The sequence below is a fragment of the Virgibacillus byunsanensis genome, assembly GCF_042675965.1.
Taxonomy (GTDB): domain Bacteria; phylum Bacillota; class Bacilli; order Bacillales; family Amphibacillaceae; genus Virgibacillus_R; species Virgibacillus_R byunsanensis.
This window is the reverse complement of the sequence record NZ_JBHTKJ010000023.1, coordinates 48,229-64,323: the sequence shown is the minus strand read 5'-3', so window position 1 is coordinate 64,323 and position 16,095 is coordinate 48,229. Positions and strand designations below refer to the sequence as shown.

The window sequence follows — 16,095 nt, the reverse complement described above, 5'->3', positions numbered from 1 at the left end:
GATCCCAGACGGCGGCAATAGCACGCGTTCTTAGAAATAAGCCTAAAGTTACGTCGCAGTTTATATCTATTGGGACAAAAGCAACAAACTTTACGAAAATAGCCAAAACAAAATAGACTCTATTTTTATGGGTATGTTATTATAATAATATAGTTTTAATAGTAAACTTGGCAATTGCCAAGTTTTTTACACGTAAGGAAAATCATGAAAAACAAAGTTTGTATAAATGATTTATTACAAGCTACGTTTTTAGTACAATGGAAATATGAGAGGAATGAATAACATCTATGAGTAATGATGCTATAGCTATTGCAATCGACGGTCCAGCTGCAGCAGGAAAAAGTACTGTTGCAAAAATCGTAGCACAAGAACTTTCATATATTTATATTGATACAGGTGCTATGTATCGTGCTATAACCTTTAAAGCGTTGGAACAAAAAGTTAAGCTAGATGATGAAACAACATTAATTGACCTATTAGTACATACGGACATCGAATTAAAACATGGTCAAAGTGTTTTACTTGATGAACAAGACGTCACACATGAGATTCGATCAGAAATGGTTTCTAACAATGTCTCGCATGTTGCAAAACATCCAGAAATTAGAATAGAAATGGTAAAAAGACAACAGGAATTAGCAAAAAAACGTGGCGTAGTTATGGATGGCAGGGATATTGGTACGCATGTTATTCCTGATGCTGAAGTGAAAGTTTTTCTCATTGCTACTGTTGAGGAACGAGCAAAACGTAGATATGAAGAAAATCTGAAAAAGGGATTCTCATCTAATTTGGAGCAATTAAAAAAAGAAATTGAACAAAGAGATCTTATTGATACCAAAAGAGAAGCTGCACCGTTATTAAAAGCTGATGATGCAATTGAAATTGATACAACTTCATTGTCAATCAACGACGTTGCCAGTCTTATTTTAAGTGAAGTAGAAAAAGTAACTAATGGGTGAGGGGCTAATGTATGAGTCTTTATAAAATAGCTAGAACAATAGTTGCAATTATATTATTTCCTTTATATCGGATTCAGGTTTATGGAAAAGAAAATATACCTGATAAGGGGCCAGTGATCATTTGTTCCAATCATATTTCGAACTTGGATCCACCAGTAGTTGGAATTACATCTCCTCGTGATATTTATTTTATGGCAAAAGGAGAGTTATTTGAAAAAAAGTTTTTTGGGAAATTACTGCTTGGCATTCATGCATTTCCAGTTAAAAGAGGGATGAGAGATCGAAATGCACTCCGTAAAGGTCTCTCCATACTTGAAGAAGGAAATTCACTAGGACTATTTCCCGAGGGAACGAGAAGTAAAACCGGTAAAATAGGTAAGGCGTTAGCTGGAGCTGGTTTTTTTGCATTACGATCGAACGCAGTAATTGTTCCCTGTGCCATAATAGGTCCGTATAAGCCAGGTAAAAAATTAATAGTTAAATATGGTAAACCCTTGGATTTTGAACACTACCGTGTAAACAAAGCTTCTCCTCAGGAAGCAGCTGATGGAATTATGTCTGAGATAAATCAAATCATAGATAACTACCAAAACAAACCCGATTTACTTGACAAATAAATAGAATTATTAGAAGTTATAAAAAAGAGTATTTTTTTGATTGTGTTGTTTTGTACTTTAAGGAGGGCTTTTGTATGAGTGAAATAAATAATGAGCAACTAGGATTTAAGGTTGGGGACGTTCTAACTGGATCTGTAATTAAGATAGAAGAAAAGCAGGTCTTAGTAGATATTGGATATAAATCAGAAGGTATTATTCCAATTAGTGAGTTATCAAATCTTCATGTTGAACAACCTGGCGATATTGTTAAAGAAGGCGATGAAATTACATTAAAAGTAAAAAAAGTAGAAGATGATGAAGTTATTCTATCGAAAAAGGCAGTCGAAGCTGACAAAGCCTGGGAAATTCTAGAAGAAAAATATAATAACAACGAAGTTTTTGAAACAGAAATAAAAGAGATTGTTAAAGGCGGTCTTGTAGTAGACGTGGGCTTGCGTGGTTTTATACCAGCGTCATTAGTTGAAACGTATTTTGTAGATGATTTTTCAGCTTATCAAGATCAAACGTTAACCGTGAAAGTTGTAGATCTTAATAAAGAACAGAATCGTGTTATCTTGTCACATCGAGCTGTTATGGAGGAGGAAGCTGATTCAAAGAAACAGCAACTATTACAATCACTAGAAGAAGGTCAAGTTATAGAGGGAGAAGTTAGACGAATTGCTAACTTCGGAGTGTTTGTTGATCTTGGTGGTATTGATGGACTTGTTCATATTTCACAGTTGGCACATAAACATGTTGAAAAAGCCTCTGATGTGGTATCTGAAAATGATAAGATTAAAGTAGAAATTTTATCTATTGATCGTGATAATGAACGAATATCATTATCTCATAAGAAAACACTGCCTGGTCCTTGGGCAAATTTAGAGGAAAAAGTGTCTCGTGGTGATGTTTTAGAAGGTACGGTTCAACGTTTAGTTAATTTTGGAGCATTTATAGAGGTTTTACCTGGCGTTGAAGGACTCGTTCATATATCAGAAATAGCAAATCGTCATATTGGCACACCACAAGAAGTGCTAGAAGTTGGACAAAAAGTTAAGGTGAAAGTTTTGGAAGTAAGTGAACAAAAAGAGAGAATGTCATTAAGTATTAAAGAGTTAGAACAAGAAGAAGCTGCTGCTGAATTTAAACAATATGAAAAAGATGATGACCAATCCAGCTTTCAACTCGGAGATTTCATTGGCGATAAACTTAATAAATATAAATAAAGAAAAAAAGATTCTTCCTAAAAAAAGGAAGAATCTTTTTTTCTTTATAGAACTAAATATCTGCACTTTGTTTTTAGATGGTTTAAAATTACTCATAATCAGCAATAATGCTAATGGGTGGTGACTTTGACTAACGGTTTATTATTTTACTGGTTTGCGTGGATACTTTGGATTATTACAACTTTTTTTATGAAAAAAATACGGAAAAGAACTGTACTTGCATGCTGGATTTTATCTGTTTTAATGTGTTCTAACTTATATGCTTCATTTGAAAACATTCAACTTTCAATTGCCTTTATTATACTTTGGCTAGGGGCGCTTCTTTTTCATGCAAAACTTCCTCATTTGGTTTATCACGTTTTTTCTTCATTTACGATTTCTATCGGATATATAGCAATATTATTATGGGAACAACACACACCTGTTTGGATGTTTCTACCTAGAATTATACTAATTCCGGTTATAAGCACGATGCTAATCGTAATTTTAGTGAAGGGTTTCCATAACAGGATAGTAGTTGGAATATTAGGAATATCAAGTGGTGAAACTATATATAGTCTCCTGTTATCTAGTTATGCCATACAGGAAACAATAGGAGAAATGGCTTTTTTTGATATGACGATAATTACTTTATTAATTATCGTTAGTTTGGAAATAATAAAAATAACTAAGCAGAAATTACTATTATTTTCTAAACAATTATTGAGGTGGCAAAATGAATGAATATACGTACCCTATACTATTTGGGGTTATTATTGGAACGATTGCACGAGTAATGATGTTACGAACAGACTATAGACAATATCCAACATACTTGCACGGGAAAGTTATCCATTTATCGCTAGGATTTATTGCTGCATCATTAGGAGCTGTTGCCGTTCCTGCTATTATGGAAATGGAATTCACAGCAGTTACATTTTTAACATTAGCAGCTACCCAATTTAGAGAAGTACGTAATATGGAGCGGAATACACTTACAGAAGTGGATGCTTTTGAATTAGTCCCAAGGGGTAATACATATATAGAAGGGGTTGCAATATCCTTTGAAGCACGAAATTACCTGGTTATTCTAACAGCCTTTGTTGGGACGTTATTTTTTATTATATGGAATATTTGGTATGCGTTCGTAGGGGTGTTATTAAGCTTAGTACTTGCTCGGTTTTTCATGAGTGGCAATACGTTAAAAGACATAGTTGATATTAAGCATCATGATCTTCATTTTGAAGGTGCTGGTCTTTATGTAGATAATATCTATATTATGAACATTGGGTTAAAGGAAAGACAGGAAGAAATATTAAAATATGGAATGGGATTTGTTTTAACCCCTACGAACATGAATGTGGTAAACACGATAGCAAACTTAGGGCAAAGACAAGCAATTCTTCATGATGTGTCCATTTCCCTAGGCGTATTTCGTGATTCAGGAACACCGGCGTTAACACCCTTAATAAAGCGTGACCTAGATGATGGGCGTATAGGAGTATTTGTTTTACCACAGGTAAGAGAAGTCAACAAAGCGATTGAAATAATTGGCGCAGTACCCATTTTAGAGAATGCTATACACATGCCTTCAAAATCTAAAACGCATAATAAGGAGGAAAAATAGCACGTGAAAATTGAAAAGGCAATTTTGGCTGTGATAACTACAAATGAAGATAGTGTTGCCGGTGGTGCTCCTATTTTTATTTGTAATGATCACAAAGAACTTGAGGATGTAGCAGCAAATCTTGAAGCAATTACAGATGGGATTGCACATGCTCTTAGTAAAGAATTATTTATAATCGTAAAACATTAATTATATTGTTATTATGAATTACTTTTGCTAGAGTTAATAAAGTTGTTTATAATCAGTATGTAATGAAATTTAGAGAGATAAGAAAGGATGTTCCTTTCATGAGGAAATCTGTTGTAGCAATTGTAGGGAGACCAAATGTAGGAAAGTCAACTATTTTTAATAGATTAGTTGGTGAAAGAATATCTATTGTAGAGGATATTCCAGGTGTTACCAGAGACCGTATATACGCACAAGCTGAATGGCTTACATCAACCTTTAACCTGATTGATACTGGAGGTATTGAAATAGGTGATGAGCCCCTGTTAGTACAGATGCGTCAACAAGCGGAAATAGCCATAGATGAGGCCGATGTAATTATTTTTCTATTGAATGGCCGGGAAGGGATAACTGCAGCCGATGAAGAAGTTGCTAAGTTATTGTATAAATCAAATAAACCTGTCGTTGTAGCAGTAAATAAAATAGATAATCCTGAGATGCGTCAAGAGATCTATGAGTACTATTCATTAGGTTTTGGTGAGCCATTTCCTATTTCCGGTGCTCATGGTTTAGGGTTAGGTGATATGCTGGATGAGGTTGTTAAAAACTTTCCAACGAGAGAAGCAGAAGATGTAAACGAAGATACTATTTATTTTAGTTTAATCGGAAGACCCAATGTAGGAAAGTCATCTTTAGTTAATGCAATGCTAAATGAAGATCGAGTAATTGTAAGTGAAATTGAGGGAACAACTAGAGACGCTGTTGATACACACTTACATAAAGATGATCAGGACTTTGTGATCATTGATACTGCAGGCATGCGAAAACGAGGAAAAGTATATGAAGCGACTGAAAAATATAGTGTACTTAGAGCATTAAAAGCTATTGAACGTTCAGACGTGGTCTTAGTGTTAATTGATGCGGAAACGGGTATAAGAGAACAGGATAAAAAGATTGCAGGTTATGCACATGAAGCTGGCCGAGCAATCGTAATTGTCGTAAATAAGTGGGACACGGTTGAATCAAATGAAAAATCAATGAAAGAATTTGAAACAAAAGTTCGAAGTCATTTTCAATATTTGGACTATGCACCAATTGTATTTTTATCTGCAACAACTAAAAAACGGTTACACACATTAATTCCAGCTATTAAAGTTGCAAGCGAAAATCACGCTAAGCGTATTCAAACAAATGTTTTAAATGATGTTGTGATGGATGCAATAGCAATGAATCCTACACCAACCGTTAAAGGAAGAAGATTAAAAGTACTTTATGCAACACAAGTAGCGGTAAAACCACCAAGTTTTGTAGTGTTTGTTAATGAGCCAGACTTAATGCATTTTTCCTATGAACGTTTTTTAGAAAATAAGATTAGAGAAGCATTTGGATTTGTAGGGACTCCTATTAAAATATTTGCAAGACGTAGACAGTAAAGGGAGAGATAAAATGACTAAAGTAGCAGTGTTAGGTGCTGGAAGTTGGGGAACAGCTTTAAGTTTAGTTTTAGCAGACAACGGTCATGATGTTTCTTTATGGACACATCGTCAAGAACAGGCAGAAATAATTAATTCTACACATAAAAATGAAAAATATTTAAATGTTATGATCCCTAAAGAAATACGGGCGTATCATAATTTAAAAGATGCCCTTCAACAAGTAACTGTTATTGTTTTAGTTGTACCAACAAAGGCAATAAGAGAAGTTTGTAAAAATTTAGATGCTGTTCTGGAACAAAATGTTACGATAATTCATGCATCAAAAGGAATTGAACCGGAGTCACTAAAGCGTGTTTCACAAATGATTAGTGAAGAGATGAATGGCTATAAGGATAAGGATATTGTAGTATTATCTGGCCCAAGTCATGCTGAAGAGGTTGCACAGCGTCAGCCAACAACTGTAACTGTTTCCTCGATGAATGAAAGAAATGCTCAATTAGCTCAAGATTTATTTATTAATAAAGCATTTCGAGTGTACACCAGTACAGATATAATTGGCATTGAACTAGGGGGGGCATTAAAAAATATTATTGCTTTAGGTGCCGGTATCTCTGATGGTTTAGGTTATGGAGATAATGCAAAAGCCGCTTTAATAACTAGAGGCTTAGCTGAAATTGCTCGTCTTGGAACATCCTTAGGTGCAAATCCGTTAACTTTCCTTGGTTTACCAGGGGTAGGCGACTTAATAGTAACGTGTACGAGTGTCCATAGTCGAAACTGGCGTGCAGGCAACCTATTAGGTAAAGGAAACAAGTTAGATGATGTTTTAGATCAAATGGGAATGGTAGTTGAAGGGGTTAGAACAACAAAAGCAGCATATCAATTCGCCAAAAAGCAAAATATTGAAATGCCGATAACTTTGGGAATATATGAAATTTTATTTAATGACAAAGAACCAAAACAAGTAGTGGAACAGTTGATGAATCGCAACAAACGTGAGGAAATGGATGACTTGGCAAGATTGTTAAGCTCTATGTATTCTCAATAACACGGAATTGCTCTCCTTGCATATAATATGTTGAATTAACATAGCAAGGAGGCGAGCATGTGAGTAATTTTCAGAAAAACCTTTTTGACAATTTACAAAAAAATGCAAACATCGACCCCGATGAAGTGTATAAAGTTGCAAATTCCGTAAAACATGCTGATTTTTCAGATGAAAAAACAGTTAGAAAACTTGTAAGGCATTTAGCTAAAGTAGCTAACAGACCAATTTCAAAGGAAAAAGAAGACAAAATTGTTAAGTCTATTACAAACAAAAATATGCCAATGGATATGCAATCACTTAATCAAATTTTTAAAAAATAATCGAAACTGGGCAAGTGAGGATGCACTGATGCGTTTGCTCGCATAAAATAAATCGCACAAGCATTCATGGATAGAGTTGCATTGGGTGTTATTTAGTCAAACCGAGATGAAGATTGCCCCCTTCATCTCGGATATTTTATTGTCTAGCGTACTATAAATTTTGGAGGCTGTGGAAAATTTATTAACTGCGTTAGCTACGTTCAGTTTCGACGTACAGGACAAGGAATGCTTCGACAGCAAAACATCGCACACAGAAATAGCGAAACTTTTCAAGGACGTGGAGAACTTAGCCTGTAAGGGCGCTTCTAACTTTTGTTCTTGGTTAGGATAGCTAGTGTAGGTGACAATTTTATGTACGAATTGGATTTATACTACTAGAGGCGACAAGCCATATGTTATAATACTGTGTGCGATATAGGTTACACGTTTTAAAATAGGAGTGAAATACATGTCACAATCGATGTTAAATATGTATATTTCCTTTGCTGGAATGGCGCTTTTGATTCTTTCTATCGGCCTTATTTTACTTAGCAGATATAAGTTAAAAGGTTGGTTTGCAGGGATTATTTCAGTATTAGCATATATTTCATTATTATTTGGTGGTCTTATTATATTATATATTGTGTTTAGTGGACCAACAGGATAGTTGGATAGGGGGGTATTGTTTTATGAAGCTTACATATATCCGTGCTCTTAGCGCGTTATTGCTTGTTTTCATATTAAGTGGTTGTTTATATCCAAATAATGAACTGTCAAAGAACCAAACACCAAATGAAGATCAATTAGAACGTATACAGCAGGCTGTAAATACGTATAAAGAAGAAGCTCAAGGATTAGTTCCAATTAAAACGAAAGATAGTGATACACCTATTTTTCAAAAATATTTAGTTGATTTTACAGCATTGAAGAATCAAAATCTTATTTCTGATATTCCTGGTAATGCCTATGAGAATGGTGGTATTTACCAATATACATTGCTGACACCTGAAGATGACCCACGTGTAAAATTAATAGACTTACGTGTCACAGAATCCATTCGTTCTGTAAATGTTAAACTTGAAATTTACCGTAATAAACATATATATCCTCCATTTGGTGAAGAGATGGCAGAGGGTGTTTATACTATTGATTATGAAGCTTTAGGGATAGAAGCCGAATATGTTGTAAGCCCCTACTCAAAAGAGAATCTGCCTATAGTTATGAATACAGATGGAGAGTTATTTGTCGATTACCGTGTTGATTTATACAACGCATTACAAAAGTATGACCATAATTATAAAGAAGGTGATGATATCCGTTATATACTTACGGACCACACCCCTTTCGCTCCAGCATATTCTATGCCGTATACAGTAAAAAATGGGGAACCAGTATTTAATGGAGAATAATAAGATTTGACTTTTATACAATTAATTTAGGCCCTTCCTCATAGAAGTTCTGATAGAACAAAAGCGCAAGCGCCCGTTTAGCGACGTATGGGCTGGACTTATCCGCATGAGATAAAGGAAACACGAAGAGCGGTAGCGAATCGATGTTGACTTATCGTAAGGAGGATCAGGAAGCCCACTAGTCGCTGGGCGCTGGAGCTGGACGTGGCTTAAGCAGTAAATAAATTATCCACAGGCTCCTAATTTTATAATTTCCTAGACAAGAACAAAAGCTAGAAGCGCCTTGAAAGACACGACAAGCATAAGCAGATCGCGTAGTGTGGATGAATTTACCCAAGTCGAACTGCTTATGTCTCGAGTGTCTAGGCGCTGGAGCTGGACGTGGCCGATTCTGTAGATAAAGTACAAAACTTTCAAGTTATATACTTTCTTTACTTTCAAAAAATAAATAACATATAAATTCCCTTGTAACATATATTGTTTCAAGGGATTTTTTTGTTCCCGAGATCAGTAAATGAAGTGATTGTGTGTATGTTTCACCTTATGATCCTTTCTGGATTCATGTACTAGGTGACCAAACAGATATCATTCACAAACATAAACATAATGATTTTTAATCTTTTACAGACAATTAAGTCATAATTTGATAGGACAACGTCATAGACTTGTAATGTCAATTATTCGTAGTATGTTCATTAATAAATGGTAGAGGAGATCGGGAGGGGATCGCTTGGAGAGAATTGATATTTTTAAAGATATTTCGAAACGGACGAATGGAGATATTTATCTTGGTATTGTAGGTGCTGTCCGAACTGGAAAATCAACCTTCATTAAAAGATTTATGGAGTTGGTTGTTCTACCCAATATCGAAGAAGAGAGTGAAAGAGTTAGAGCGCATGATGAGTTACCCCAAAGTGCAGCAGGTAAGACAATTATGACCACCGAACCTAAATTTATACCTAATCAAGCAGTATCGGTTCATGTAGATGAAGGTCTTGATGTAAATGTGCGATTAGTTGATTGTGTGGGTTATGCTGTTGAGGGTGCTAAGGGATTTGAGGACGAAAATGGACCTAGGATGATCAACACTCCATGGTATGAGGATCCAATTCCATTTCATGACGCTGCAGAAATTGGTACTAGAAAGGTGATTCAGGAACATTCTACGATAGGTGTTGTTGTTACTACTGATGGAACAATTGGAGAAATTCCTCGTTCTGATTATGTAGATGCGGAGTCCAGAGTAATTGAAGAATTAAAAGAAGTTGGTAAGCCGTTTATTATGGTGGTTAACTCGGTTAGACCAACAAGTCAGGAAACAGAATTACTAAGACAAGAATTAGCAGAAGAACATAATATTCCAGTCTTAGCAATGAGCATTGAATCCATGACAGAGCATGATGTTTATAACGTCCTAAGAGAATCACTTTATGAATTCCCAGTACTAGAAGTAAATGTAAACCTTCCAAGCTGGGTAATGGTCTTAAAAGAAGATCACTGGCTTCGCGAAAACTATCAAGAAGCTATTCAAGACACTGTAAAGAATATCAGAAGACTGAGAGATGTGGATCATATTATAGGAGATTTTGCAGAGTATGACTATATTAACAATGCAAACCTAGCGGGAATGGAAATGGGAGATGGGGTTGCAGAAATTGATTTACACGCACCGGACTACTTATATGATCAAATATTGAAAGAAATCGTAGGTGAAGAAATCCGTGGGAAAGACCACTTGCTTGAATTAATGCAGGAATTTGCTCATGCAAAGAAAGAGTATGATCACGTTTCGACTGCTATTCAAATGGTTAAACAAACAGGATATGGTATTGCGGCTCCATCGTTAGAGGATATGATTTTAGATGAGCCAGAAATCATAAGGCAAGGTTCCAGATATGGTGTTAGACTTAAAGCTGTAGCCCCATCTATACACATGATTAAAGTAGATGTGGAGTCTGAATTTGCACCTATCATTGGAACTGAAAAACAGAGTGAAGAATTAGTGAGATACTTAATGCAGGATTTTGAAGAAGATCCATTATCGATATGGGAATCAGATATATTCGGTAGATCATTAAACTCTATAGTTAGAGAAGGCATTCAAGCCAAAATTTCACTAATGCCTGAAAATGCCAGGTACAAACTTAAAGATACACTAGAACGGATCATTAATGAAGGATCTGGGGGCTTAATAGCCATCATTTTATAGCAGCTGATTATAGCTGCTTTTTTTATTGTTAAAAAATATGGAGCTATTATTGTTAGTTATTTTTAAATTGTAGTTATTTTAAGAAGTTAGAAGGGTATTTAGTATATATGTCGTATATATATCATTAGAAATGAAATAAATGCAGCTATGCCAAGGGGGGAGAGTGCAGTTGAAGGAAATTCCATTTAATGTAATTTTTTAATACTAAATGGTAAATTTTAGCTAAAAATCTAATAAAAACCGAGAAAATAGGAAATTATTGTTGAATTTTGTAGTGAACTCAGTTAATATAAGCCTTGTCAACCAAAGAAAGGTTGGCATGCTAGTATAAAAATAGGCAATTTGGTGAACAAATGATGATAGAGTTATTATTTGTTCCAATGTCGATTGAAACTTTTTGGGAGGAGGTGAATGTCATGAACAAAACAGACTTAGTAAACGCAGTTGCTGAAAAAGGTGAACTATCTAAGAAGGATGCTACAAAAGCTGTTGATGCAGTTTTTGAATCTGTCATGGATTCACTTAAAAAAGGTGAAAAAGTACAGTTAATCGGATTCGGTAACTTTGAAGTACGTGAGCGTTCTGCACGTAAAGGTCGCAATCCACAAACTGGGGAAGAAATTGAAATTCCTGCAAGTAAAGTTCCTGCTTTTAAACCAGGTAAAGCCCTAAAAGATAGCGTTAAGTAATTTCTACATAGGGCAGAAAGGGTGCGTTTTATACGTGCCCTTTTTCTATTTCCTTTATAATAATAGAAGAGGTTGTTTCAATACACTTAAAATTAGTTGAGGAGAGTTATTATGGAAAATATAAATGGTAAAAATGATTTTTTTGTTATAAAGGCTCTAGAAGATGGTGTTAATGTTATTGGGTTAACTAGAGGAACTGATACACGCTTCCATCACTCTGAAAAATTAGATAAAAATGAAGTTATGATTGCACAATTCACAGAACATACTTCTGCTGTTAAGGTTAGAGGCAAATCAATTATTCAAACGAGTCATGGTGAAATTACCAACGATTGATGATCTAGCTATTGTCATCTATTTATCTCTTTGAAACGGGATTTCTTTGTTATGGATCATACATAAAATATGCTATAATATCTATATAATTTAGAAAGAGATGAAAGGGCTTAGGTGATGGATGTGCAGACCTCAAGTATGGACATAAATGATATGAAACAAATGATTGAAGAAAAACTGCAGCATACATACTTAGATAAATATATTAAAAAGCCCAAAATTGATGAAGAAAAGCTACTTATATTAACCGCGATTATTAATAACACTAATTTGCCAGACATTAAAAAAAAGCAGTATATTATAACTACAATGTTAGTACAAATAGCTTTAGATACACATGATTTGGTATCAAATACAAATGGTTCTGACGGAAAAAAACCAAAACAGTTAACCGTCTTGGCTGGCGATTATTATAGTGGACTATATTACTTTCTTCTTTCAGAAATTGAAGATTTTAGAATGATTGAGATACTAGCAAGTGCAATCAAGGAAATTAATGAATATAAAATGAAAATTTATTATCGTGAACCTCAATCAATACATGAATTCTTTAGAAATGTAAAAAAGGTAGAAAGTACGTTAGTCTTGTACGTTGCTGATTTCCTTCAGCAAGCTAAGATGAAAAATATATCTGAAGAATGGTTGTTCGTTAATAAATTAATCCAGGAAAAAAACCAGGTTAGGGCAGTTGGTTTCTCACCGCTATTTGAGGATTGGCTACATGAAGCCCCAAAAGAAAATTACAATTCCTTGTTATTTAAAGTGGAAACAATTATTCAGGAAAAAATAGTAGATATGAAAAACTACTTTTCAAACGGAACTTTATCTAGGTCATCTTTTACTATATTTACTACACCTTTAGTAAAGGATATTTTAACAAAAGAGACTTCAGCTGTGGAAGAAGGGTAACGATGCAGGAACAATCTAAGGAAGAACGTGTTCATCATGTCTTTGAAAAAATTTATAATAAATATGATTCGATGAATTCAATCATTTCATTTCAGCGTCATAAAGCATGGCGAAAAGATGTGATGAAACGAATGAAAGTTAATAAGGGCTCTACTGCTCTTGATGTGTGTTGTGGTACAGGAGATTGGTCAATAGCAATGGCTGAAGCTACAGGCTCAGAAGGAAAAGTAATCGGGTTGGACTTTAGTCAAAATATGTTATCGATAGCAAAAGAAAAAAATAATGAACTAAAATATGATCAGTTATCCTTTATTCATGGAAATGCTATGGAGTTACCATTTAAAGATAACGAGTTTGATTATGTAACGATAGGATTTGGACTACGAAATGTTCCAGACTATATGACGGTGCTAAAAGAGATGCGACGAGTTGTAAAGTCTGACGGAAGAGTAATTTGTTTAGAAACATCACAACCGACTTTAGCCGTTTTTCGCCAGTTATATTATTTTTATTTCCGTTTTATTATGCCGTTAATCGGTAGGTTGTTTGCTAAAAGTTATAAAGAATATGCATGGTTACATGAATCAGCAAAAGACTTTCCAGATAAAAAAGAATTAAAGCAAATGTTCTTGGATGCTGGTTTTTCACGTGTTGAAGTGAAAGGTTATACTGGTGGAGTTGCTGCTATGCATATGGGTATGAAAGAACAAAGCAAAGTAGAACAATAATACAGGAACTTAAAAGTTAAAGGTGACACGAATGAAATTAGCTAAAACATATGGATATTTAAAAAAAGACCTAGACCAGATTGAAGAAGCCTTAAATAAAGTCATACAAGCAGAACATCCTGTATTGCGAGAAGCATCAACACAATTATTACGAGCAGGGGGAAAACGAATACGCCCTGTTTTTGTCTTGTTGACAGGACAATTAGGTAATTATGATCTGGAGCGAATTAAAACAGTTGCTGTTTCCCTTGAATTAATTCATATGGCATCGCTAGTGCATGATGACGTAATTGATGATGCCGACTTACGTAGAGGTAAGCCAACTGTTAAGCATATTTATGATAATCGGGTGGCAATGTACACAGGTGATTATATATTTGCTAGCGCATTGGAACATATTGCTTCTATAAAAATTCCAAATACTCATCGCGTTTTGTCTAAGGCTATGGTAGAACTTGTTGTTGGGGAAATTGAGCAAATAAAAGACAAGTATAATTGGGATCAAAATTTACGTAATTACTTACGTAGAATAAAACGTAAAACAGCATTGTTAATTGCAACAAGCTGTAAGTTAGGAGCAATTACTGCAGAGCTTCCTGAAAATCAAGCAAATCGGCTGTACCAGTATGGCTACTATATTGGTATGTCTTACCAAATTATCGATGACATTCTTGATTTTACATCAACTGTAAAAGAATTGGGTAAACCATCAGGAAATGATCTGCTTCAAGGGAATGTGACACTTCCTGTTTTATTTGCTATGCAAAATGAATCTTTTAATTCTTTCGTGAAAGAAACGTTTACCAATCCAGAAAAAGTAAACCATAACGATATGAATACGCTAATAGAAATGTTGAAAAAAACAGATGCAATTAAGAATTCTTATCACGTTAGTAATTTATACTTAAAAAAGGCTTTAAAGGCATTAGAACCTCTACCAGATAGTAAAGCAAAACATACCTTACAGGATATTGCGAAATTTATAGGTAATAGACGTTCATAACTGTATTGTTATTTTTCGGAAAGTTTGATAGAATTTTAACGGTTGCATGTAAGTGCAATTTCTTCCATGGGTGAAGAAATATACATAATAAGAGGTGTAAAATATGGAAAAGACATTTTTAATGGTAAAACCTGATGGTGTACAACGCAATTTAGTTGGCGATATTGTAAGCCGTTTTGAAAAGAAAGGCTTTAAGTTAGCAGGAGCAAAGTTAATGTACATTTCGGATGAATTGGCAAAAACACACTATGGTGAACATAAAGAGCGACCATTCTTTGGTGAATTAGTTGATTTCATTACTTCAGGTCCTGTATTTGCTATGGTTTGGGAAGGTGAAGAAGTAATCAAAACAGCTCGCGATATGATGGGAGCAACAAATCCTCAGGAAGCGGCAACAGGAACAATCCGTGGTGATTTTGGAGTAACTGTTGGTAAAAACATAATTCATGGTTCGGATTCATTAGAAAGCGCCGAAAGAGAAATCAACTTATTCTTTAATAGTGATGATGTACTTTCATATGATAAACAAGATAGTTCATGGATTTACTAATTAATTTACCTCCGTTATGATACGGAGGTTTTCTTTACTAATGTTCGATGAAAGAGGTCAATACCATGTCAGAAGAATATAGTACATTTATATCCAGAATAAATGGAAAGTTAGGAATTGACTTAACATTATACAAAGAAGTACAAATGAAACGAAGATTAACATCGTTAAGAAATAAACGTGGCTTTCTTACGTTTGATGATTATTTTAGGGCCTTAGAGAACCATACTGATCTGTTAAAGGAATTTGTTGATCGGATTACCATTAATGTATCCGAATTCTATCGTAACCCTAAAAGATGGCATGTTTTGGAATCTAGTATATTACCTTATTTGATGAACAGCAAAGAACAGGTAACAATTTGGAGTGCAGCTTGCTCTACAGGAGAAGAACCTTATAGTATTGCATTACTTATGAAAGAGCATTATCCCCATAAAAATTTTAAGATCCTCGCAACAGATATTGATGAAAATGTGTTGGTGCAAGCTAGGCAAGGGGTATATAAAGAACAGGCATTAAAAGACTTGCCAGTTACGATGAGGGAAAAATATTTTAAAAAAGATCAAGGCTTGTATCATTTAGATAATAAGATTAAAGAACTAGTACTTTTTAAAAGACATAATTTGTTAAGTGATAATTATCCGAAAAAAGTCGATTTAATCATATGTAGAAATGTATTAATATATTTTACTGACCATGCAAAGAACTCTATTTATCAGCATTTTAGTAATGTACTCAACCAAAATGGTATATTGTTTGTTGGTAGTACAGAACAAATTTTCACACCAAACAGATTTAACTTTAGATTGTTAGATACTTTTTTTTATCAAAAAATATAAAATGGCTTATTTGTTACACGGCTCTTGTCTCTTGGCAAGAGTTATTTATTTAATGTCTTTTATCATTTTGCATATTTAGTCAAACAGA

At 34.4% G+C, this 16,095-nt stretch carries 19 protein-coding genes; all 19 read left to right on the top strand.

All coding sequences use genetic code 11. The annotated features are described in order from the left end of the window. Window positions 1-287 precede the first annotated feature (287 nt). The 19 genes from cmk (at window position 288) to ACFQ3N_RS09825 (ending at window position 16,007) form a co-directional block, all read left to right on the top strand. Entirely contained in the window at window positions 288-959 is a 672-nt protein-coding gene (gene cmk / locus ACFQ3N_RS09915) for a (d)CMP kinase (RefSeq protein ID WP_390361931.1), read from the top strand. Window positions 960-970: 11 nt separating this feature from the next. Next, window positions 971-1,576 carry a lysophospholipid acyltransferase family protein gene (locus tag ACFQ3N_RS09910; RefSeq protein ID WP_390361929.1) on the top strand — a complete coding sequence of 202 codons (606 nt, stop codon included), beginning with the start codon at window positions 971-973 and terminating at the stop codon, window positions 1,574-1,576. Window positions 1,577-1,650: 74 nt separating this feature from the next. Continuing rightward, entirely contained in the window at window positions 1,651-2,781 is a 1,131-nt protein-coding gene (gene rpsA, locus ACFQ3N_RS09905) for a 30S ribosomal protein S1 (protein WP_390361927.1), read from the top strand. A 126-nt stretch (window positions 2,782-2,907) separates the two neighbouring features. Continuing rightward, window positions 2,908-3,504 carry a YphA family membrane protein gene (locus ACFQ3N_RS09900; RefSeq protein WP_390361925.1) on the top strand — a complete coding sequence of 199 codons (597 nt, stop codon included), beginning with the start codon at window positions 2,908-2,910 and terminating at the stop codon, window positions 3,502-3,504. Then, complete coding sequence (locus tag ACFQ3N_RS09895; protein ID WP_390361923.1) at window positions 3,497-4,387, top strand: YIEGIA family protein; 891 nt, start codon at window positions 3,497-3,499, stop codon at window positions 4,385-4,387. Before ACFQ3N_RS09900 ends, ACFQ3N_RS09895 begins: the two co-directional genes overlap by 8 nt. Before the next feature lie 3 nt (window positions 4,388-4,390). Then, entirely contained in the window at window positions 4,391-4,576 is a 186-nt protein-coding gene (locus ACFQ3N_RS09890; protein WP_390361921.1) for a capping complex subunit for YIEGIA, read from the top strand. Window positions 4,577-4,674: 98 nt separating this feature from the next. After that, a complete protein-coding gene (gene der, locus ACFQ3N_RS09885; RefSeq protein ID WP_390361919.1) occupies window positions 4,675-5,985 on the top strand; it encodes a ribosome biogenesis GTPase Der in 1,311 nt (436 codons plus the stop codon). A gap of 13 nt (window positions 5,986-5,998) precedes the next feature. Next, window positions 5,999-7,036, top strand: coding sequence for an NAD(P)H-dependent glycerol-3-phosphate dehydrogenase (locus ACFQ3N_RS09880; protein ID WP_390361916.1), 1,038 nt, complete (start codon window positions 5,999-6,001; stop codon window positions 7,034-7,036). A 59-nt stretch (window positions 7,037-7,095) separates the two neighbouring features. Next, window positions 7,096-7,356, top strand: coding sequence for a stage VI sporulation protein F (locus tag ACFQ3N_RS09875; RefSeq protein ID WP_390361914.1), 261 nt, complete (start codon window positions 7,096-7,098; stop codon window positions 7,354-7,356). Between the two features lie 448 nt (window positions 7,357-7,804). Continuing rightward, a complete protein-coding gene (locus tag ACFQ3N_RS09870) occupies window positions 7,805-8,002 on the top strand; it encodes a DUF2768 domain-containing protein (RefSeq protein WP_390361912.1) in 198 nt (65 codons plus the stop codon). Window positions 8,003-8,024: 22 nt separating this feature from the next. Then, a complete protein-coding gene (locus tag ACFQ3N_RS09865; protein WP_390361910.1) occupies window positions 8,025-8,744 on the top strand; it encodes a hypothetical protein in 720 nt (239 codons plus the stop codon). 730 nt (window positions 8,745-9,474) lie between these two features. Then, entirely contained in the window at window positions 9,475-10,953 is a 1,479-nt protein-coding gene (gene spoIVA / locus ACFQ3N_RS09860) for a stage IV sporulation protein A (protein ID WP_390361907.1), read from the top strand. Window positions 10,954-11,369: 416 nt separating this feature from the next. Further along, window positions 11,370-11,642, top strand: a complete 273-nt coding sequence (locus tag ACFQ3N_RS09855; RefSeq protein WP_390361905.1) for an HU family DNA-binding protein — start codon at window positions 11,370-11,372, stop codon at window positions 11,640-11,642. A gap of 111 nt (window positions 11,643-11,753) precedes the next feature. After that, window positions 11,754-11,978: a trp RNA-binding attenuation protein MtrB gene (gene mtrB, locus ACFQ3N_RS09850; protein WP_390361903.1), complete on the top strand. Its 225-nt coding sequence runs from the start codon at window positions 11,754-11,756 to the stop codon at window positions 11,976-11,978. Window positions 11,979-12,116: 138 nt separating this feature from the next. Next, entirely contained in the window at window positions 12,117-12,887 is a 771-nt protein-coding gene (locus ACFQ3N_RS09845; RefSeq protein WP_390361901.1) for a heptaprenyl diphosphate synthase component 1, read from the top strand. Between the two features lie 2 nt (window positions 12,888-12,889). Further along, window positions 12,890-13,615, top strand: a complete 726-nt coding sequence (locus ACFQ3N_RS09840) for a demethylmenaquinone methyltransferase (protein WP_390361899.1) — start codon at window positions 12,890-12,892, stop codon at window positions 13,613-13,615. 31 nt (window positions 13,616-13,646) lie between these two features. Beyond that, a complete protein-coding gene (hepT, locus tag ACFQ3N_RS09835; RefSeq protein ID WP_390361897.1) occupies window positions 13,647-14,618 on the top strand; it encodes a heptaprenyl diphosphate synthase component II in 972 nt (323 codons plus the stop codon). A gap of 103 nt (window positions 14,619-14,721) precedes the next feature. Continuing rightward, on the top strand, window positions 14,722-15,168 hold the full coding sequence (gene ndk / locus ACFQ3N_RS09830) for a nucleoside-diphosphate kinase (protein ID WP_390361895.1): 447 nt from the start codon (window positions 14,722-14,724) through the stop codon (window positions 15,166-15,168). A gap of 65 nt (window positions 15,169-15,233) precedes the next feature. Further along, window positions 15,234-16,007: a CheR family methyltransferase gene (locus ACFQ3N_RS09825; RefSeq protein ID WP_390361893.1), complete on the top strand. Its 774-nt coding sequence runs from the start codon at window positions 15,234-15,236 to the stop codon at window positions 16,005-16,007. Window positions 16,008-16,095 lie beyond the last annotated feature (88 nt).